Source organism: Streptomyces sp. NPDC050423, from assembly GCF_040655445.1.
Classification (GTDB): domain Bacteria; phylum Actinomycetota; class Actinomycetes; order Streptomycetales; family Streptomycetaceae; genus Streptomyces.
In genome coordinates this window covers 49,638-70,557 of record NZ_JBFAJY010000001.1, presented here as the reverse complement: position 1 = coordinate 70,557, position 20,920 = coordinate 49,638, and the positions used below count along the sequence as shown (strand labels likewise).

The 20,920-nt window shown below is 70.8% G+C and carries 13 protein-coding genes; 6 read left to right on the top strand and 7 right to left on the bottom strand.

Annotated elements, in window-relative coordinates; translation table 11 throughout:
* Nucleotides 1-5: 5 nt before the first annotated feature.
* Nucleotides 6-1,712 carry a sensor histidine kinase gene (locus AB0I52_RS00210; protein ID WP_363067388.1) on the bottom strand — a complete coding sequence of 569 codons (1,707 nt, stop codon included), beginning with the start codon at nt 1,710-1,712 and terminating at the stop codon, nt 6-8.
* 163 nt (nt 1,713-1,875) lie between these two features.
* On the opposite strand from AB0I52_RS00210, the gene AB0I52_RS00205 reads away from it, so the two are divergent.
* From AB0I52_RS00205 to AB0I52_RS00190, 4 genes are all read left to right on the top strand, one after another.
* Nucleotides 1,876-3,237, top strand: a complete 1,362-nt coding sequence (locus AB0I52_RS00205; RefSeq protein ID WP_363067386.1) for a cation:dicarboxylase symporter family transporter — start codon at nt 1,876-1,878, stop codon at nt 3,235-3,237.
* Nucleotides 3,238-3,363: 126 nt separating this feature from the next.
* On the top strand, nt 3,364-3,777 hold the full coding sequence (locus AB0I52_RS00200; RefSeq protein ID WP_363067384.1) for a MerR family transcriptional regulator: 414 nt from the start codon (nt 3,364-3,366) through the stop codon (nt 3,775-3,777).
* Nucleotides 3,777-4,121 carry a thioredoxin gene (gene trxA, locus AB0I52_RS00195; protein WP_363067382.1) on the top strand — a complete coding sequence of 115 codons (345 nt, stop codon included), beginning with the start codon at nt 3,777-3,779 and terminating at the stop codon, nt 4,119-4,121. Before AB0I52_RS00200 ends, trxA begins: the two co-directional genes overlap by 1 nt.
* A gap of 177 nt (nt 4,122-4,298) precedes the next feature.
* A complete protein-coding gene (locus AB0I52_RS00190) occupies nt 4,299-5,552 on the top strand; it encodes a haloacid dehalogenase-like hydrolase (RefSeq protein WP_363067380.1) in 1,254 nt (417 codons plus the stop codon).
* Nucleotides 5,553-5,642: 90 nt separating this feature from the next.
* Here AB0I52_RS00190 and glgB read toward each other — a convergent pair whose 3' ends face one another.
* The 4 genes from glgB to AB0I52_RS00170 form a co-directional block, all read right to left on the bottom strand.
* Nucleotides 5,643-8,162, bottom strand: coding sequence for a 1,4-alpha-glucan branching enzyme (gene glgB / locus AB0I52_RS00185; protein ID WP_363067378.1), 2,520 nt, complete (start codon nt 8,160-8,162; stop codon nt 5,643-5,645).
* 73 nt (nt 8,163-8,235) lie between these two features.
* Nucleotides 8,236-9,633, bottom strand: coding sequence for a phosphotransferase (locus AB0I52_RS00180; protein ID WP_363067376.1), 1,398 nt, complete (start codon nt 9,631-9,633; stop codon nt 8,236-8,238).
* 250 nt (nt 9,634-9,883) lie between these two features.
* Nucleotides 9,884-11,590, bottom strand: a complete 1,707-nt coding sequence (gene treS, locus AB0I52_RS00175; RefSeq protein WP_363067374.1) for a maltose alpha-D-glucosyltransferase — start codon at nt 11,588-11,590, stop codon at nt 9,884-9,886.
* On the bottom strand, nt 11,587-13,629 hold the full coding sequence (locus AB0I52_RS00170) for an alpha-1,4-glucan--maltose-1-phosphate maltosyltransferase (protein WP_363067372.1): 2,043 nt from the start codon (nt 13,627-13,629) through the stop codon (nt 11,587-11,589). Before AB0I52_RS00170 ends, treS begins: the two co-directional genes overlap by 4 nt.
* A gap of 784 nt (nt 13,630-14,413) precedes the next feature.
* On the opposite strand from AB0I52_RS00170, the gene glgP reads away from it, so the two are divergent.
* Together glgP and AB0I52_RS00160 are read left to right on the top strand one after the other, a co-directional pair.
* On the top strand, nt 14,414-17,017 hold the full coding sequence (gene glgP / locus AB0I52_RS00165) for an alpha-glucan family phosphorylase (protein WP_363067370.1): 2,604 nt from the start codon (nt 14,414-14,416) through the stop codon (nt 17,015-17,017).
* Between the two features lie 73 nt (nt 17,018-17,090).
* Entirely contained in the window at nt 17,091-18,137 is a 1,047-nt protein-coding gene (locus AB0I52_RS00160; RefSeq protein ID WP_363067368.1) for an alginate lyase family protein, read from the top strand.
* 81 nt (nt 18,138-18,218) lie between these two features.
* Here the strand turns inward: AB0I52_RS00160 and AB0I52_RS00155 are convergent, their stop codons facing one another.
* On the bottom strand, nt 18,219-20,267 hold the full coding sequence (locus AB0I52_RS00155; protein ID WP_363067366.1) for a M4 family metallopeptidase: 2,049 nt from the start codon (nt 20,265-20,267) through the stop codon (nt 18,219-18,221).
* A 163-nt stretch (nt 20,268-20,430) separates the two neighbouring features.
* Complete coding sequence (locus AB0I52_RS00150; RefSeq protein ID WP_363067364.1) at nt 20,431-20,919, bottom strand: TetR/AcrR family transcriptional regulator C-terminal domain-containing protein; 489 nt, start codon at nt 20,917-20,919, stop codon at nt 20,431-20,433.
* Between the last annotated feature and the right edge of the window lies 1 nt (nt 20,920).

The window sequence follows — 20,920 nt, the reverse complement described above, 5'->3', positions numbered from 1 at the left end:
TGGGTTCATGTGGTCCTGCCCTTTCGCGCGCCGCCGCCCTCGGACAGCGGCAGTCGTACGGTGAACTCCGCGCCGCCGTCCGGCCCGCGCTCCAGCGTGACCACGCCGCCGTTGCGGTGCGCGGCCTGCTGTACGAGCGCCAGGCCGATCCCGCGGCCGGCGCCGTTCGTCGACCAGCCGCGCCGGAACACCTCCGCGGCATCGGCCGGGTCGACGCCGGTCCCGTTGTCGGCGACCCGCAGCAGGAGTTCGCCGTCCCCGGCGAGTGCCGTGACGGTGACCCGGGCGCGTGCGGGGCGGTGCGGCGACGGGCCGCGCTGGGCGGGGACGGAACCGTCCCCCGGGCCGTCCCCCGGGCCTTCCGCGGCACCGGGCGGGCCCGCCACCGCCTCCGACGCCGCGTCCACCGCGTTGTCGATCAGATTGCCGAGGACGGTGACCAGATCGCGCTGCGGCAGCGACGCGGGCAGGACCCCGTCGTCGATCAGGCTGTCGTCCGCCAGCACCAGCTCCACCCCCCGCTCGTTCGCCTGCGCCGCCTTGCCCAGCAGCAGGGCCGCCAGCACCGGTTCGGCGACTGCGCCGACGACGCGGTCGGTCAGGGTCTGCGCCAGTTCCAGCTCCGCCGTGGCGAAGCCGACGGCCTCCTCGGCCCGGTCCAGCTCGATCAGCGACACCACCGTGTGCAGCCGGTTCGCCGCCTCGTGGGCCTGCGAGCGCAGCGCCTGCGTGAAGCCGCGCTCCGAGTCCAGTTCGCCGGACAGCGCCTGGAGTTCCGTGTGATCGCGCAGGGTGACGACCGTGCCGCGCCGCTCGCCGCCCACCACCGGGCGGGTGTTGACCACGATCACCCGGTCCGCCGTCAGATGCACCTCGTCGACCCGCTCCTCGGAGGCGAGCAGCGCCCCGGTCAGCGGCGCCGGCAGATCGAGTTCGGCGGCCCGGCGCCCGACCGCACCCGGCGCCAGGCCCAGCAGCTCCCGGCCCGCGTCGTTGATCAGGGCGATCCTGCGCTGCCCGTCGAGCATCAGGAGCCCCTCGCGCACCGCGTGCAGCGCGGCCTCGTGGTAGTCGTGCAGCCGGCTCAGCTCGGCGGCGTTCATCCCGTGGGTGTGCCGCCGGAGCCGGGCGTTGATCACATAGGTGCCGATGCCGCCGAGCGCCAGCGCCGCACCGGCCGCGAGCCCCAGCGCGCCCAGTTGCGCCCGCACCTGGGAGGAGACCCGCTCGACCGTGATGCCCGCACTGACCAGGCCGACGATCCGGCCGCCGTCCCGGACCGGCGTGACGACCCGGATCGACGGGCCGAGCGTGCCGGTGTACGTCTCCGAGAACGTCTCGCCGCCCAAGGCCTGCGCCGTGTGCCCGAGGAAGGTCTCGCCGATCCGGTCGGTGTCGGGGTGCGTCCAGCGGACCCGGTGCGGGTCCATGATCGTGACGAAGGCGATCCCGGTGTCCCGGCGGGCCGCTTCCGCGTACGGCTGGAGGACGGCCGACGGGTCCGGGGTGCGGATGGCCTCCCGCACCGACGGTGAATCGGCCACCGACACGGCCACCGCCCTCGCCTGCCGGGTCGCCGTCTCCCGGGCCTGAGCGCTGCCGGACGCGTACGCGAAGAAGGCGCACCCCGCCACGACGGCCGCCACCAGCACCACCTGCATGGCGAAGAGCTGTCCGGCCAGGCTGCGTGGACGGGCACGGGGAAACTGCATAGCCACAGTCTGCCTGGCCGAAAACCTACGTGGGGCCGGCCACTGGGGGCGGCCCCTCTTGTGAACGAAATGCACGTAACGGTGACCGGTGTCACAGGGAGCGGAATAGTCGCCGGGGCCCCCAGGGACGGGGGAGGGACAAGGACGAGCCGAGGAGACCCCCGTGGGAGTGGCCGCCGCCAAGCGGGACCGTACGAAATATCTGTATATCGCCGTGATCGTGGCGGTGGGGCTCGGCATCCTCGTGGGCCTGGTCGCCCCGGATGCCGCCGTTGAGCTCAAGCCGATCGGAACCGGCTTCGTCAATCTCATCAAGATGATGATCTCGCCGATCATCTTCTGCACGATCGTGCTGGGGGTCGGCTCCGTACGAAAGGCCGCCAAGGTCGGCGCCGTCGGCGGTCTGGCCCTCGGCTACTTCCTGGTGATGTCGACCGTCGCCCTGGCCATCGGCCTGGTCGTCGGCAACATCCTGGAGCCCGGCTCCAGCCTCCACATCACCGAGGCGACCCGCGCCGCGGGTGCGGCGCAGGCGGGGGACAGCGAGTCCACCGCGGACTTCCTGCTCGGCATCATCCCCGACACCATGGTGTCGTCCTTCACCTCGGGCCAGGTCCTCCAGACCCTGCTCATCGCCCTGCTCGCGGGCTTCGCGCTCCAGGCCCTCGGTTCGGCCGGCGAGCCGGTCCTGCGCGGCATCGGCCACATCCAGCGCCTCGTCTTCCGTGTCCTCGCCATGATCATGTGGATGGCCCCGGTCGGTGCGTTCGGTGCCATGGCCGCGGTGGTCGGCGAGACCGGCGTGGACGCGCTGAAGTCCCTCGCGGTCATCATGGTCGGCTTCTACATCACCTGCGGGCTCTTCGTGTTCCTGATCCTGGGCACGATCCTGCGCCTGGTGGCCGGGCTCAACATCTTCACCCTGCTGAAGTATCTCGCCAGGGAGTTCCTGCTCATCCTCTCCACCTCTTCGTCCGAGTCGGCCCTGCCACGGCTGATCGCGAAGATGGAGCACCTGGGCATCAGCAAGCCCGTCGTCGGCATCACCGTGCCGACCGGCTACTCGTTCAACCTCGACGGCACCGCGATCTACCTCACGATGTCCTCGCTCTTCATCGCCAACGCGACGGGTGACCCGCTGAGCATCAGCGAGCAGATCTCGCTGCTGGTCTTCATGGTGATCGCTTCCAAGGGCGCGGCGGGCGTCACCGGCGCCGGACTGGCCACTCTCGCGGGAGGCCTCCAGTCGCACCGCCCCGAGCTGGTGGACGGTGTCGGTCTGATCGTCGGCATCGACCGCTTCATGAGCGAGGCCCGCGCCCTGACGAACTTCGCGGGCAACGCCGTGGCCACGGTGCTCGTCGGCACCTGGACCAAGGAGATCGACCGGGAGCGGGTGGACCAGGTCCTCTCCGGAGCGCTGCCGTTCGACGAGGCGATGCTCGCGGACGAGGGCCCCGCCGAGCCGCAGGTCCCCGAGGCCAGGGACGGTGGCGAGGAGCAGCCCTCGCTCGCGAAGGTGTAACACCCCCCATGCGCGCCGGGCCGGTACGGAACTTCCGTACCGGCCCGGCGCGTGTCCGCGCGCCCGCCCGCACCCCCGAGCCGCCGCCCTTGCGTTGACGCCGACGTCAACGCTTACGGTCGTGCCATGCGAATCGGGGAGCTGGCCGAGCGGGCCGGAACGACGACGCGGACGCTGCGCTACTACGAGTCGCGCGGGCTGCTGCCGACGCGGCGGGCGGAGAACGGGTACCGCACGTACGACGAGGGCGACCTGCGGCTGCTCCAGCAGATCCGGACCCTCCAGGACTTCGGGTTCGACCTGGAGGAGACCCGGCCCTTCGTCGACTGCCTGCGCGCCGGCCATCCGGCCGGTGACTCCTGTCCGGCGTCACTGGCCGTCTACCGGCGCAAGCTCGGCGAGCTGGACGCGCTCATCGGCCAGCTCCAGTCGGTCCGCACGGAGGTGGGCGCCCAGCTGGCCCGCGCCGAACTGGAGGCTTCCGCCGAGCTGCCCGGCGGCCCCGAGCCACGATGTGAACTGAACTGGGAGGACGACTGATGATCCAGGTGGAGGGCGTGGCCGAGGTCACCGACGAGACCTTCGACGCGGAGGTACTGGGGGCGGGGCTCCCCGTCCTCGTCGAATTCACCGCCGACTGGTGCGGACCGTGCCGGCAGCTCGCCCCCGTGCTGGGAGCGATCGCGGCCGAGGAGAGCGAGCGCATCAAGATCGTCCAGATCGATGTCGACCGGAACCCCGGGATCACCTCCCGGTACGCGGTGCTGTCGATGCCGACCCTGATGGTGTTCCGCTCGGGCGAGCCCGTGAAGTCGATGGTCGGCGCCCGGCCGAAGCGCCGGCTGCTCCAGGAGCTGGAGGACGTGCTGCCGACAGCGCGCTGATGTGCGCGAAGCCGATGACGGCGGACGCGGACGGGAGGCTGAACACCGCGAAGGGCAGGGGCGATCGCGCCCCGGCCCGCGTCCACGCGGTGGAGCGCGCCCTCTCAACATCGCGGAAACGTTGATGTACGGTCCACTCGCATGCGAACCCGACTTGTTCTCGCGTGGACCTCAGCCGTGACCGCCGCATTCGCGGTCGCGGCAGCAGCCGGCCCCGTGGCCGCCGCTCCGGCCGATCGCATGTCCGTGACGCCGACGGCTCGCTGCCCTCAACTCTCCGACCAACTCACCTGGTACGGCGACAACCGTGCCCAGCTGCAGCGCGTGATCGACGAGCGCGGCACCTGCCACGGCAGGAGTGGACCGCGCCCGGTCGCGGCGTTCGACTGGGACAACACCATCACCAAGAACGACGTCACCGACGCCACCATCAGCTGGTCCCTGCGGCACGACAGGATCCTCCGGCCCGCCCGCTGGAAGGACACCAGCAAGTGGCTGACGGACACCGCGGACAAGGCACTCACCAAGGCCTGCGGCACCGACGTCAGGGTAGGAGCGCCCCTGCCCACCTCCACCCGTGCCCGCTGCGCCGACGAGATCCTCCAGATCCGTGAGGACGGCACCACGATGAGCGGCGAGGCCGCCTTCGCGGGGGAGTGGAACCACCGGCGCACCGTTCCGCAGTACGCGTGGGTGCCCCAGCTGTTCGCCGGACACACCGTCTCCGAACTGCGCGCGTACACGGAGGCCGCCCGCTCGGAGGCCCTCGCCGCGCCCGTCGGCGCGACCCGCACCGTCGGCACCCACGTCCTTCCGGCCTACGTCCGGTACTACGAACAGCAACGCGACCTCGTCCGTACGCTCCAGAAGGCCGGGTTCGACGTCTGGATCGTCTCGGCGGGTTCCGAGCCGGTCACCGAGGTCTGGTCGCGCGGCATCGGAATCGACCGCGCACACACCGTCGCCATCCGCTCCGTGCTCGACCGCAAGGGCCGCATCACGACCAGCAACGAGGGCTGCGGCGGGGTGGGCGTCACCCAGGGCGAGGCCATCCCGTACATCGACGGCAAGCGTTGCTGGATCAACCAGGAGATCTACGGGATCAAGGGCCGGGCCGCCTGGAGCCGGCAGGCCCCGGACCGGCGGATCACGCTCGGCGGCGGTGACGCCGACACCGACGTGACGTTCGTCGGTGACGCCACGGGCGCGCACCTCGTGCTCAACCGCAACAAGAACGAGGTGATGTGCCGCGCCTACGACAACGCCGACGGCCGCTGGGTCGTGAACCCCATGTTCATCGAGCCACTGCCCCGCAGGACCACGGCCTACCCCTGCGCGACCGCCGCCCGCACCGAGCCGGAGGGCGGCTTCGGCCCCGTGCGGCGTGGTGACGGCAGCGTCGTACCGGACCAGCAGGACACGGTGTACTGACGCCGGGACCGGCAAGGGAAGACGCCGCGGCGGTTCCGGGAAACGACCCGGGGCCGCCGCGGCACGGTGCCCCGGGCGGTCGGCGCCCCGTCAGGCGGGCCGCAGCCACACCGTCGCGAGCGGCGGGAGCGTCAGCGTCACACTCGTCCTTCTGCCGTGCGCCGCCACCGCCTCCGGCTTCAGGGGCTCCTCGTTGCGGACGTCGCCGCCCCCGTACCGCGCCGCGTCCGTGTTCAGGACCTCGACCCAGGCGGCCGGCCCGTCCGGCACCCCGATCCGGTAGTCGTGCCGCACCACCGGCGAGAAGTTGCAGACGGACAGCAGCGGTGAGCCGTCCGCGGCGAAGCGCAGGAAGGCGAAGACGTTGTCCTCGGCCGCGTCACCCACGACCCAGTCGAACCCCTCCGGGACCGTGTCGCGCTGCCAGAGCGCCGGCGTCGCCCCGTACACCGTGTTCAGATCGCTGACCAGGGTCCGTACGCCGCGGTGGTCGCTCTCCGCCGCGTACGACGGATCGAGCAGCCACCAGTCCGGGCCGTGACCCTCCGACCACTCCGCCCCCTGAGCGAACTCCTGCCCCATGAAGAGGAGTTGCTTGCCCGGGTGGGACCACATGAAGCCGAGGTAGGCGCGGTGGTTGGCGCGCTGCTGCCACCAGTCGCCGGGCATCTTGCTGACGAGCGACCGCTTGCCGTGCACGACCTCGTCGTGCGAGATCGGCAGCACGTAGTTCTCGCTGTACGCGTACACCATCGAGAAGGTCATCTCGTTGTGGTGGTACTTGCGGTGCACCGGCTCCTTGGACACGTACTCCAGCGAGTCGTGCATCCAGCCCATGTTCCACTTCAGCCCGAAGCCGAGCCCGCCGAAACCGCCGGGGCCGACATGGTGGGTGGCGCGGGTGACGCCGTCCCAGGCGGTGGACTCCTCGGCGATGGTGACGACCCCGGGGTTGCGCCGGTAGACGGTGGCGTTCATCTCCTGGAGGAAGGCGACGGCGTCCGGGTTCTCCCGGCCGCCGCGCTCGTTCGGGGACCACTCGCCCTCCTCGCGCGAGTAGTCGAGGTAGAGCATCGAGGCCACGGCGTCCACCCGCAGCCCGTCGATGTGGAACTCCTCGCACCAGTAAGTGGCGTTGGCGACCAGGAAGTTGCGCACCTCGGTGCGGCCGAAGTCGAATTCGAGGGTGCCCCAGTCCGGATGCGCCGCCCGCTGCGGGTCCGAGGGTTCGTACAGCGGCCGGCCGTCGAACTCGGCGAGCGCCCACTCGTCGCGCGGGAAGTGCGCGGGCACCCAGTCGACGATGACGCCGATTCCGGCCCGGTGCAGCGCGTCGACCAGGAAGCGGAAGTCGTCCGGTGTGCCCATCCGGGAGGTCGGGGCGTAGAAGCCGGTGACCTGATAGCCCCAGGAGCCGCCGAAGGGATGCTCGGAGACCGGCATCAGCTCCACATGCGTGAACCCCAGATCGCGTACGTACGCGGGGAGTTGCTCGGACAGCTGACGGTAGGTGAGACCGGGCCGCCAGGACGGCAGGTGCACCTCGTACACGGACAGCGGCGCCTCGTGCACCGGGACGTTCCCGCGACGGGCCATCCACTCCTGGTCCTGCCAGACGTGGTGCGCGGCCGTCACGACCGAGGCGTTGGAGGGCGGGACCTCGGCATGGCGGGCCATCGGGTCGGCGCGCAGCGTGTGCGTGCCGTCCGGGCGGCAGATGTCGAACTTGTAGAGCGCGCCCTCCCCGATCGCGGGCAGGAACAGCTCCCACACCCCGGTGGAGCCGAGCGAACGCATCGGGAAGCCGGTGCCGTCCCAGTAGTTGAAGTCACCCGCGACGCGTACCCCGCGGGCGTTGGGGGCCCAGACGGTGAACCGGGTGCCGGTGACGCCCTGGTGCTCCATCGGCTGGGCACCCAGCGCGGTCCACAGCTCCTCGTGCCGGCCCTCGCCGATCAGATGCAGATCGAGATCGCCGAGCGCGGGCAGGAAGCGGTACGGGTCCTGGACCTCGGTCTCGTTGTCCTCGTAGGTGACCAGGAGCCGGTACTCGGGGACCGCGGGCATCGGCAGGAGCCCGGAGAAGAAGCCGCCGCCGTCCTCGTGCAGCTGGGCCCGCAGCCCCTTGGCCAGCACGGTCACGGACCGGGCGAAGGGACGCAGCACCCGGAACGTCACCCCGCCGCGGATCTGGTGCGCGCCGAGCAGGTCGTGCGGGGCGTGGTGCTCACCGGCCAGGAGCCGGGCCCGGTCCCCGTCGCCCAGGGCGCGGGCCGGGCGGACCCCCTGACCGCCGCCGGCGCGGCGGGTATGCGGCGGTGCCGCCGCCCGCTTCGCCCGCTTGGCGGGAGCGGGCGCGGGAGCGGGAGCGGCAGCGGGCGTGGGCGTGGGGGCGAGTGCGGTGACCGGGGTCGCGTCCGGCGTCGGCACCGGCGTGGGCATCGGCATCGGAGTGGTGACCGGCTCGGGGGGCGGGGCGCTCGCTTCCACCGGTGCGAGGGTCCCGGTCGCCGGGCCTGCGGCGGCGTCCGCGTGCTCGGCGGACAGCGGGGCCTCGGTGGTGGACGGAGCGTGATCGGGCGCTTTGCGGGACGGCTTGCGGGCGGTCACAGGGACAGCCTCCTTTGGGGTGTGGGTGGGGCGCCGGGGACCGCGCGCGGGACGGGGCGCGCGGCGGCGGGGGTCAGTCGGTGGCGGCGGCCAGGCGGTGGATGGCGGCCATCGGGACCGGAAGCCAGTCGGGCCGGTGCCGTGCTTCGTACAGCACCTCGTACACCGCCTTGTCGGTCTCATGGGCCCGCAGCAGCTCCGGTTCGCCGCGGGGGTCGATGCCCGCGGCCTCGGCGTAGCCGTCGCAGTAGGCGGACCGGCAGCGGGCCGCCCAGTCGGCGTTCCAGGGCCGGTGGGAGCGGGCCGCGTAGTCGAAGGAGCGGAGCATCCCGGCGACGTCGCGCACCGGCGGCTGCGGGCCGCGGCGCTCCGGGAGCGGGCGGGCAGGTTCGCCCTCGAAGTCGATCAGTGACCAGAAGCCGTCGGCCCCGCGCAGGGTCTGGCCGAGATGGAGATCGCCGTGCACCCGCTGGGCGGCCCGGCTCCGCCCCCGGTGGCCCAGCGCCGTCACGGCGTCGAAGGCGGCGCGCAGTCCGGGGACGTACGGCACCAGTTCCGGCACCGCGTGGGCGGCCGCCTCCAGCCGCCGCACCATGCCGGCGGCCTGTTCGTCGGTCTCGCCGCGGGGCGGCACGGGGGTGGGCAGCGCCGTGGCGAGCGCGGTGTGCACCTCGGCGGTGGCCCGTCCCAGTGCACGGGCCTCGGGTCCGAAGTCGTGGCCGGCCGCGAGCGCGCGCAGCGCGAGCTGCCAGCCGTCCTGCGCATCGCGCAGGAACGGCTGGAGCACTCCGAGCGTGAGGTGCTCCGGCACGGTGGACTCGAACCAGGCGACGGGGGCCGGGACGCGCCGGCACCCCTCGCGGGAGAGCGCGAGAGGCAGTTCCAGATCGGGGTTGGTGCCGGGGAACACCCGGCGGAAGATCTTGAGGATGTAGGCGTTGCCGTAGACGAGGGAGGAGTTGGACTGCTCGGTGTCCAGCACCCGGGGCGCGAGCCCGGCGGGTACGGTGGCCGCGCCCCGGCCGAACCGGAGGACACCGAGTCCGCCGGGGGTGCGCAGCCGCTCCAGCAGCAGGGCGGCGAGGCGCGGGTCGTGCAGTCCGTCGTAGACGGTCAGGCCGGCCAGCGGGCCGTCCGTCACATGGCCGATGAGGGCGGGTGCCAGCCGGGTCGGCAGCGTGGGCCGTACGCCGAGCAGCAACTGGTAGCAGTCGATGGGGGGCTGGGCGGGCATGGTGGGCTGGTGGACCCGGACCAGCAGGTGCAGGAGCCCGGGGCCGGCGGCGGTGCCGCCGGACTTCTCCACCGGCAGCATCTCGGTCGCCGACACGAGCGAGAAGGCCGTGATCGGCCGTCCCTTGCCCGCGAACCACCGCTGCCGGGGCAGCCATTCATGGAGCAGCGGTCCGAGAGACGGGAGCAGGGCTGTGCTGTTCGCCAGGGTGACCTGAGCGGATGCAGCCTCCGACATGGCATCGCGTCCTTTCCCCGGGCACACCACAGGATGCGAAGAGTGTCCCGGATTGCGGCTTTGGCTGTCCGGCTGTGCGGGACGTGTCGGGTCAGGATGGTCCGTACGGACTCGACTCGAAGGGAACGAAACGCCGGGAGGATCCACGAAGGGCCCCGAAGCGTTCTGTATGGGGGAGAGCGCCCCGTGCGGAGCGGCGGGAACCGCCCCGCACGAGAGCCTCTCCAGCGGCCTGTGCGCCGGTGCCCGGTCAGCTCGGCGGCGCGTCCTTGCGGAGGCGGAACCAGTAGAAGCCGTGTCCCGCGAGAGTCAGCAGGTAGGGCCACTGACCGATGGCGGGGAAGCGCACCCCGCCGATCAGCTCCACCGGATGACGCCCGTTGAAGGACCGCAGATCGAGCTCCGTGGGCTGCGCGAACCGGGAGAAGTTGTGCACGCACAGCACGAGGTCGTCCCCGTGCTCGCGGGTGAAGGCGAGCACCGCGGGGTTGGACGAGGGCAGTTCGGTGTACGAGCCGAGGCCGAACGCCGGGTTCTGCTTGCGGATCTCGATCATCCGGCGCGTCCAGTGCAGCAGCGAGGACGGCGAGGCCATCGCCGCCTCGACGTTGGTGACCTGGTAGCCGTAGACGGGGTCCATGATCGTGGGGAGGAAGAGCCGTCCCGGATCGCTGGAGGAGAATCCCGCGTTCCGGTCGGGCGTCCACTGCATCGGGGTGCGTACGGCGTCCCGGTCGCCCAGCCAGATGTTGTCGCCCATCCCGATCTCGTCCCCGTAGTAGAGGATCGGGGAGCCGGGCAGCGACAGCAGCAGGGCGGTGAACAGTTCGATCTGGTTGCGGTCGTTGTCCAGCAGGGGTGCCAGGCGCCGCCTGATACCGATGTTGGCCCGCATCCGCGGATCCTTGGCGTACTCCGCGTACATGTAGTCGCGCTCTTCGTCCGTGACCATTTCGAGCGTCAGCTCGTCGTGGTTGCGCAGGAAGATGCCCCACTGGCAGCCGGACGGGATCGCCGGTGTCTTGGCCAGGATTTCGGAGACCGGGTAGCGGCTCTCACGGCGTACGGCCATGAAGATCCGCGGCATCACGGGGAAGTGGAACGCCATGTGGCACTCGTCGCCGCCCGCCCGGTAGTCGCCGAAGTAGTCGACGACGTCCTCGGGCCACTGGTTGGCCTCGGCGAGCAGCACGGTGTCCGGGTAGTTGGCGTCGATCTCCTTGCGGACCCGCTTGAGGAAGCCGTGGGTCTCCGGGAGGTTCTCGCAGTTGGTGCCCTCGCGCTGGTAGAGGTACGGCACGGCGTCGACCCGGAAGCCGTCGATGCCGAGGTCCAGCCAGAAGCGCAGGGCGGAGATGATCTCCTCCTGCACCGCCGGGTTCTCGTAGTTGAGGTCGGGCTGGTGCGAGAAGAACCGGTGCCAGTAGTACTGCTTGCGCACCGGGTCGAAGGTCCAGTTGGACGTCTCGGTGTCGACGAAGATGATCCGGGCGTCCTGGAACTGCTTGTCGTCGTCGGCCCAGACGTAGTAGTCGCCGTACGGCCCCTCGGGGTCGGTGCGGGACTGCTGGAACCAGTCGTGCTGGTCGCTGGTGTGATTCATGACGAAGTCGATGATCACGCGCATCCCGCGCTGGTGCGCGGCGTCGACGAACTCGACGAAGTCGGCGAGGTCGCCGAACTCGGGCAGCACGGCGGTGTAGTCGGATACGTCGTAACCGCCGTCGCGCAGCGGCGACTTGAAGAACGGCGGCAGCCAGAGGCAGTCGACGCCCAGCCACTGGAGGTAGTCCAGTTTGGCGGTGATCCCCTTCAGATCTCCGATGCCGTCGCCGTTGGAGTCCTGGAAGGAACGGACGAGGACCTCGTAGAAGACGGCACGCTTGAACCAGTCGGGATCGCGGTCCTTGGCCGGGGTGTCCTCGAACGTGTCGTGGACGGGCTCATTGACGATCATGGTGTGGGTGACCCTCCGGTCGGCGGGGACGGTCGCAGGACGGCGATGTGCGCGGGCGTCACGCCCGGCTCAAGGCGCACATAGAAGGTCCTGCCCCAGTGATAGGAAGTGCCGGTGAGCTCGTCGCGCACCGGCACGCTCTCGTGCCGGTCGAGGCCGAGTCGCGGCATGTCCAACGAGACGGTCGCCTCCTGGGTGTGGTGCGGGTCGAGGTTGACGACCATCAGAACGATGTTCGAACCGGAGCGCTTGCTGTACACGATCAGGGCGTCGTTGTCGGACGAGTGGAAGTGCACGTCACGCAGCTGTTGCAGCGCCGGGTGGCGGCGCCTGATCCGGTTGAGCGTGGTGATGAGCGGGGCCAGCGACCGGCCCTCGCGCTCGGCGGCTTCCCAGTCCCTGGGCCGGATCTCGTACTTCTCCGAGTCGAGGTACTCCTCACTGCCGCTGCGGATCGGGGTGTTCTCGCAGAGCTCGTACCCCGCGTACACCCCCCAGGTGGGGGAGAGGGTCGCCGCGAGCACCGCCCGTGCCTCGAAGGCGGGCCTGCCGCCGTCCTGGAGATATCCGGGGAGGATGTCGGGGGTGTTCACGAAGAAATTCGGCCTCATGCAGGAGGCCGTCTCACCGGACAGTTCGCTCACGTACTCGGTGATTTCCTGCCGGCTGTTGCGCCAGGTGAAGTAGGTGTACGACTGCTGGAATCCGATGGTGGCGAGTGCGTGCATCATCGCGGGGCGGGTGAATGCCTCGGCCAGGAAGATCACATCGGGATCGGTGCGGTTGATGTCGGCGATGACCTTCTCCCAGAAGATCACCGGCTTGGTGTGCGGATTGTCGACGCGGAAGATCCGTACCCCGTGATCCATCCAGAACCGGAGAATGCGCACGGTCTCCGTGACGATTCCGCACAGATCCTTGTCGAAAGCGATCGGGTAGATGTCCTGGTATTTCTTGGGAGGATTCTCCGCGTAGGCGATACTGCCGTCCGCCCGGTGATGGAACCACTCGGGGTGTGCCGTGACCCACGGGTGATCGGGGGAGCACTGGAGGGCGAAATCCAGTGCGACCTCCATGCGCAGGTTTCGCGCGGTCCCGACGAAATGGTCGAAGTCGTCGAGGGTGCCGAGATCGGGGTGGACGGCATCGTGGCCGCCCTCGGCCGAGCCGATCGCCCACGGCACCCCCACATCGTGCGCGGCGGGGGAGAGGGAGTTGTTCGGGCCCTTGCGGTGAGTGGTCCCGATGGGGTGGACGGGTGGCAGGTAGACCACGTCGAAACCCATCGCCGCGACCGCGGGCAGGCGTTCGGCCGCCGTGCGGAAGGTGCCGCTGACGATCCGGGGCGGCTGCGCCGCGGCCGCCCGCGCCTTGGCCGAGCGGCCCTTGCGCGGCGCCTTCACCGGTTCGGTCCTGGCGCCCTCGGAACGGGGGAACAGCTCGTACCAGGAACCGAACAGGGCGCGCCGGCGCTCGACGACGAGCGGGAGCGGGCGCGAGGCGGTGACCAGCTCACGCAGGGGATGGCCGGCCAGCGCCTCCTCCGCCTCGGGGGTGAGCGCGGCGGCCAGCCGGGCGGCGGCCGGGCGGGACGCGTCGCGCAGGGCGTCGACCGCGCACAGCACCGCCTCGCGGCCGTCCCGCTTGGGCACGCCCTCGGCGGCCCGTTCGTACAGCTCGGCGCCCTCCGCGAGGACGAGCGCGGTGTCGACTCCCGCCGGGATCTTGATCCGGGCGGTGTGCCGCCAGGTGGCCACCGGGTCGCTCCAGGCCTCGACCGTGTACGTCCAGCGCCCCTCCGCGTCCGGCGTCACATCGGCGCCCCAGCGGTCGGTGCCCGGAGCGAGCTCGCGCATCGGTGTCCAGGGGCCGGGGCGCCCGCTCGGGTCGAGCAGGACGACGTTGGCCGCGACCGCGTCATGGCCCTCGCGGAAGACGGTCGCGGTGATCTGGAAGGTCTCACCGGAAACCGCCTTGGCGGGCCTTCTTCCGCAATCGACGAGGGGGCGGACGTCGAGGACGGGAATGCGACCGATCATGAAATCACCTGGGGACTGGAGCTCGGACTCGGCAGGGCGCGTTGCGGCTGCGGAGGGCTGAACACGCGCGCCGCGACGGTGGGGTTCCGTCCTTTCTAGCTGCTCCGTTGACGACTGGTGGGGTGTGGGCATGGCCGCTCCTGTCCGCGTTCACTCGAATGGCACTCGAATGGGTGGGGTGAGGGTGTGGTGCACGCGTGCGGACCGAATGTGCGCGGGCCGCACCGATTGCATACGAACCGCGGGCGGATCGCCGCCGAACGGCGGATGAACCGGCCGCGGGTGCGGGACGGATTGCCTTGAACTTTCATCCGAACGCATTCGCTCCGGCTACCGGAGAAGCCTTCCCACGGATGCCGGTAGGCCAATCCGGTGGTTTGTTAACTACTCGGGCGTATCTGTGACGGTCTGAATGCGCCGGGCTCCGCCGCGCGTGCGCGGGTTTACGGAAAGCCGGCGCACGCGGGGACGGCGGACGCCACTGGGAAGCCTTCCCTGTGGGGCGAAGGCCCACAAGGCCGTATGAGGTGAGGGAATCGGCCATAACGCCTGTGACGGATGCGCCTGGAGCCGCGTCCAGTGCCCGGCGGTGCTCAGGAGTGCGGAGCGGAACCGGGAGTGCGGAGCGGAAGGGGCGGTCGGCCCGTCCGGGGTCGCACGCCGCCGGACGGCCGTGCGCCGTGGTTGCCGAGTGCCGCGCCCAGCTAACGTCGAGGGTGACGGAGCGGCGCACACCCGTGGTGCGTCCCCTCGGATCCGGACGTCCCCTGTAAAGGTGGAATACGTGAAGGCCATTCGTCGATTCACCGTGCGTCCCGTCCTCCCCGATCCCCTTCAACCGCTCAGCGACCTCGCCCGCAACCTGCGCTGGTCCTGGCACACCGAGACCCGTGAGCTCTTCCGGTCCGTCGACCCGGTGGCCGGCCGCGCGGCGGACGGCGACCCCGTGCGCCTGCTCGGTGCCGTGTCCGCCGGGAGGCTCGCCGAGCTCGCCCATGACGAAGCGTTCCTGCACCGGCTGACCGAGGCGTCCGCCGGCCTCCGGGACTACCTTCAGGGCCCCAGGTGGTACCAGGAACAAGTGGCGCAGGGCGTCGAGCTGCCCACCGCCATCGCCTACTTCTCGCCCGAGTTCGGGGTGACCGCGGCCCTGCCCCAGTACTCCGGCGGGCTCGGCATCCTCGCCGGGGACCATCTCAAGGCAGCCAGCGACCTGGGCGTCCCCCTGGTCGGTGTCGGCCTGCTCTACCGCCACGGCTACTTCCGCCAGAGCCTCTCCCGGGACGGCTGGCAGCAGGAGCACTATCCCGTCCTCGACCCCAACGAACTGCCGCTCACCCTGCTGCGTGAGGCCGACGGGACACCGAGCGAGGTGGTCCTCGCGCTCCCCGGCGGCCGCTCGCTGCACGCCCACATCTGGCAGGCCCAGGTGGGCCGGGTGCCGCTCCTCATGCTCGACTCCGACGTCGAGGGCAACGCCCCCGGCGAACGCGAGGTCACCGACCGGCTGTACGGCGGCGGCAGCGAGCACCGGCTGCTCCAGGAAATACTGCTGGGCATCGGCGGCGTGCGTGCCGTGCGGACCTACTGCCGGCTCACCGGCCACCCGGCGCCCGAGGTGTTCCACACCAACGAGGGCCACGCCGGATTCCTGGGCCTCGAACGCATCCAGGAGCTCTCCGGCAGCGGCCTGGACTTCGGCGCCGCGGTGGAGTCCGTACGCGCGGGCACCGTCTTCACCACCCACACCCCGGTGCCGGCCGGAATCGACCGGTTCGACCGCGAACTCGTCGCCCGTCACTTCGGCGACGACGGAGAACTGCCGGGCGTCAGTGCCGAACGCATCCTGCACCTGGGCACCGAGACGTACGACGGCGGCGATCCCGGCGTCTTCAACATGGCCGTGATGGGCCTGCGGCTCGCCCAGCGGGCCAACGGGGTCTCCACCCTGCACGGGGCGGTCAGCCGGGAGATGTTCGCCGGGCTCTGGCCGGGCTTCGACGCCCCGGAGGTGCCGATCACCTCCGTGACCAACGGGGTCCACGCCCCCACCTGGGTCGCCCCGGAGATCTACCGGCTGCGCACCGAGTCCGGGGGCACCCCCGGGCGGTGGGACTCCGCCGCCGCCATCCCCGACCGGCAGCTCTGGGACCTGCGGCGGACGCTGCGCGAACAACTGGTGGCCGAGGTGCGGCAGCGGCTGCACGCCTCCTGGCGCACCCGCGGCGCGGAACCCGCCGAACTCGGCTGGATCGACGGCGTCCTGGACCCCGACGTACTGACGATCGGCTTCGCCCGCCGCGTCCCCTCGTACAAGCGGCTGACGCTGATGCTGCGCGACCGCGACCGGCTGCGGAGGCTGCTCCTCCACCCGGAGCGCCCGATCCAGATCGTCGTGGCGGGCAAGGCGCATCCGGCCGACGACGGCGGGAAGCGGCTGGTCCAGGAGCTGGTCCGGTTCGCCGACGACGCCAGGGTGCGCCACCGCATCGTCTTCCTGCCCGACTACGGGATGGCGATGGCCCAGAAGCTCTACCCGGGCTGCGATGTCTGGCTGAACAACCCGCTGCGCCCGCTGGAGGCGTGCGGTACGAGCGGGATGAAGGCCGCCCTCAACGGCTGCCTCAACCTGTCCGTTCTCGACGGCTGGTGGGACGAGTGGTTCGAACCGGACTTCGGCTGGGCGATCCCGACGGCCGACGGCTGCGCCATGGACGAGGACCGGCGCGACGATCTGGAGGCCAACGCCCTCTACGAGCTGATCGAGGACCGGGTCGCGCCCCGCTTCTACGACCACGGCGGCGAGGGGCTCCCGGAGCGCTGGATCGAGATGGTCCGCCGCACGCTGGGCACCCTCGGCCCCAAGGTCCTCGCGGGGCGCATGGTCCGTGAGTACGTGGAGCGGCTGTACGCCCCCGCGGCCCTCGCCCAGCGCTCCCTGGACGCCACCGCGGCGCGGGAGCTGGCCGACTGGAAGGCCAGGGTCCGGGCGGCCTGGCCGCGGGTGGCGGTCGACCATGTCGAGGCGGTGACGCCCACCGAGGCGGGCAGCTCGGCGGAGCTGGGCTCGACGCTGGCGCTTCGGGTCCGGATCAGCCTCGGGGTACTGGAGCCGGACGATGTGGAGGTGCAGGCGGTGGCCGGCCGGGTGGATGCCGCCGACGCCATCACGGACGCCCAGGTCTTCCCGCTGAAGCCGGCCGGCGGTCAGGACCTGGAGGGCCGCTGGCTGTACGACGGCCCGCTGGCCCTGGACCGCACGGGCCCCTACGGGTACACCGTGCGGGTGCTGCCGGCCCATCCGCTGCTCGTCGGCGGAGCCGAACTCGGCCTGGTGGCACAGCCGACGGAGGGAACGGGTGAGGGTGCGGGTCTGCTGATGCGCTGACGTCCCGCTCTCCCGTTCCTGCCCGGGGCCCGGCACCGTTCCACCGGTGCCGGGCCCTTCGTCCTCTGAACGCATGTGCTTGGACTTCGTACGTACCAAGGTGCAGGCCGGCACCCAGCCCTGGAAGGGCGCGTACGACCAGATGATGGCGAGCAAGTACGCCTCGCTCACCCGGACCGCCAAACCCCGGGCCGTCGTGGAGTACGGCTCGTACTCCAACCCCAACAACGGCTGCACCGACGAGCGCGAGGACGCGATAGCCGCCTACACGCTCTCGCTGGCCTGGTACATCACCCAGGACAGCCGCTACGCCGCCAAGGCCGTCGAGATCATGGACGCCTGGTCGGCCGTGATCAAGGACCACACCAACAGCAACGCCCCGCTCCAGACCGGCTGGGCCGGCTCCTCCTGGCCGCGTGCCGCCGAGATCATCAAGTACACGTACACCGGCTGGCCGAACGCGGGCCGGTTCGCCACCATGCTGCGCGACGTCTACCTGCCCGAGGTCATCAACGGTTCGAACAGCAACGGGAACTGGGAACTGAGCATGACCGAGGCCGCGATCGGCATCTCGGTCTTCCTGGAGGACCGCACCTCGTACGACAAGGCGGTCACCAAGTTCCGCGGACGGGTGCCCGCGTACATCTATCTGACCTCGGACGGCGCGCTGCCGAAGACGGCGCCCGGCAGCGGCCTCGACACCCGCGACAAGATCGTCAACTACTGGCAGGGCCAGTCGACCTTCATGGACGGGCTCTCGCAGGAGATCTGCCGCGACCTCACCCACACCGGCTACGGCCTCTCCGCCATCTCGCACATCGCCGAGACCGGCCGGATCCAGGGGCAGGACCTCTACCTGGAGATCGCCGACCGGCTGCGCCACGCGCTGGGGCTGCACGCCAAGTACCAGCTGGGGGAGGCCGTTCCGTCGTCGCTCTGCGGCGGATCCCTCAAGGACGGCCTCGGCCCGGTCACCGAGGTCGGGTTCAACGCGCTGCACAACCGGATGGGCATCGCGATGACCAACACCCAGACCCTCACCGAGCAGCGCAGGCCCGCCGGGACCGACAACCTGTTCGTCGCCGGGGAGACGCTGACCCACGCGGACAACCCCGCCTGAGCGCGGAACCGCCCGGGAGGAGTGGGTACTCCTCCCGGGCGGGATACCGCGTCAGCTGTGGTGCGTGCCGTGCGGCTGGGTTCAGAAGGTGAGCTTGAAGCTGTTGATCTTTCCGGTGTCGCCCGAGTAGACGTCCTGGACCTTCAGCTTCCAGGTACCGTTCGCCACCACCGAGGAGGCGTTGACCGTGTACGTGGTCTGGACGTTGTCCGCCGAGTCGGTCGGGGAGGAGTTCTTCAGGCGGTAGGTGGTGCCGTTCGGGGCGACCAGGTCGATGACCAGGTCACCGCGGTAGGTGTGGGTGATGTCCACGCCGACCTTGAGGGCACTGGGGGCGTTGCCGGTACGGCCGGTGACGTTGACCGAACTGGTGACGGCCGAGCCGCGGTCCGGGATGGCCGTGGCGGTGGTGTTCTCGAAGACCGTGCCGCCGGGGTCGGTGCCGCCACCGGGGCGTGAGCCGACGTTGATGCCGGCCCAGGCGTTGGCCACGGCCGTGTACTCGGCGCTGGTCGTGCCGTACAGCTCACCGGCCGCGGCGAGGGTGCCCGTGCGGGCGCCCGCGTAGTTCGTGGTGGAGCTGAACTTGGTGGTGAGCGCCTTGAACCAGATCAGCGCGGCCTTGTCGCGGCCGATGCCGGTCACCGGCAGGCCGTCGGAGGTCGGGGAGTCGTACGAGACGCCGTTGATGGTCTTGGCGCCGCTGCCCTCCGAGAGCAGGTAGAAGAAGTGGTTGGCCGGGCCCGACGAGTAGTGGACGTCGACGTTCCCGATGCCCGAGTACCAGGCGTCCTTGGACGCGCCGTCCTTGCTCGGCTTGTCCTGGTAGCGCAGCGGCGTGCCGTCGCCGTTGATGTCGATCTTCTCGCCGATGAGGTAGTCGCCCTTGTCGCTGGCGTTGTTGGCGTAGAACTCGACGGCGGTGGCGAAGATGTCGCTGGTCGCCTCGTTGAGGCCACCGGACTCACCGCTGTAGTTCAGGCCGGCGGTGTTCGAGGTGACGCCGTGCGTCATCTCGTGCGCGGCCACGTCCAGCGCGGTCAGCGGCGAGGCGTTCCCGCTGCCGTCGCCGTACGTCATGCAGAAGCAGCTGTCGTCCCAGAAGGCGTTGACGTAGCTGTTGCCGTAGTGGACGCGTGAGTACGCCCCGACGCCGTCACCCCGGATACCCGTCCGGCCGTGGACGTTCTTGTAGTAGTCCCACGTCTCGGCCGCACCGTAGTGCGCGTCGGCCGCGGCGGTCTCGGCGTTCTGGGGGGTGCCGTCACCCCAGATGTCGTCCGAGCCGGAGAACAGGGTGCCCGTGCCGGACGAACCGTGGTTCAGGTTGTACGTCTTGTGGTTGCCGCGGCCGGTGTCGGTCAGCGTGTACGAGGGGGCGGTGCCGAGGGTGACCTGCCCGCTGTACTCGGTGTTGCCGGTGCCCTTCTCGATGGCCTGCCACTCGTAGAGCTTCGCGCCGGTGGTCGCGTCCGTGACGACGTGCAGCGCGTTCGGGGTGCCGTCGTCCTGGAGCCCGCCGACCACGGTCTCGTAGGCGAGCTGCGGTGTGCCGCTCGCCATCCAGACGACCTTGCGGGGGGCCTTCTCGGCGACGGTCTTGTCCGAGCCGTCGGCCTTGGCCGCACCGAGCGCCTGCTTCTCGGCCGCCGCCGGGGCGACCTCCGCGGCCGTGTCCACGGCCTTCAGCTGGGCGGTGGTGGCCTTGGACGCCTTGGTGACGCTCTCGGTCGCGCCGGCCTTCGTCTGCTGGACGACCAGGTCGCCGCCGAGGACCGGAAGTCCGCTGAAGGTGCGCTCGTAACGGGTGTGCGTGGTGCCGTCGTTGTCCTGGATGACGTCCCGGACGACGAGCTTCTCCTGCGAGCCGAGACCGAGGTCCTTGGCGGTGGCCGCCTTGCTCGCGTTCGCGTCGCGGATCAGCTCCGCACGCTGGGAGGGGGAGAGCTGCCTGGGCAGCGCACCGTGATCGGCACCTGCGGATGCAGCGGCGTTGATGGCGGCTGCGGCGCTGGATGCGCCGGCCGGTGTCGCGGTGGCCGTGCCGGTCTGGACTCCGGCGGCCAGAAGGGCTGCTGCGGCTATCAGAGCGCCGGTCGCGGTGGCACGACGGCTGGGCGTGGATCTCACGCGGACTCCTTCTGCAAGGGGGGTACCGGCGGCTGGGTGAGCCGTCCGGGCAGAGCAGGCAGTGCGCAGAACGGGGTGAAGAGTGTCAGCAGAAGGGTGTTGCTGTCAGGACCTCGTCAACAAGATGGCCGGAATTCGTTCGTTGCCGTAATGGTCATGTTCGTTAACCGGACGTTTCGCCGATCATCACCGCGATGCCGTCCAGCGTCCTGCGTAGCCCGAAATCGAAGAGGACGTCGAGGTCGAGCTCGAAGTCGTCGTGTTCGAAAAGAGCGTGCGGAACCGGGAAGCGACCACCTGTCGAGACGGCTGCGAACTGTGGCTCGTTCCGCGCCATCCACTCCTCGTCGGACAGTCCGGTGTCCTTCAGGGCGCGCAGCACCCACTCCGTGTACCGCATCGCGTGCGGGGACGCCTTGGGCCGGGTGAAGGAGGCCGTCGCGCGGGCCATCCACGGATGCCGCCCGTGCACCGCGCGCAGCCAGCGGGCGGCGAGTTCGAGGCCGGTCCGCCAGTGCTGCGGCGGGCCGGCGGGTCCGGGGCGGCTGGTTCGGGGCGCGACCCACTGCCGGATCGCCCACTCGCGAGGGAGCTGCCCGGCCGCGCGTCCCGGCCCGCGGAACGCCGATGACGTAAGGGAGCTGCCCCACAAG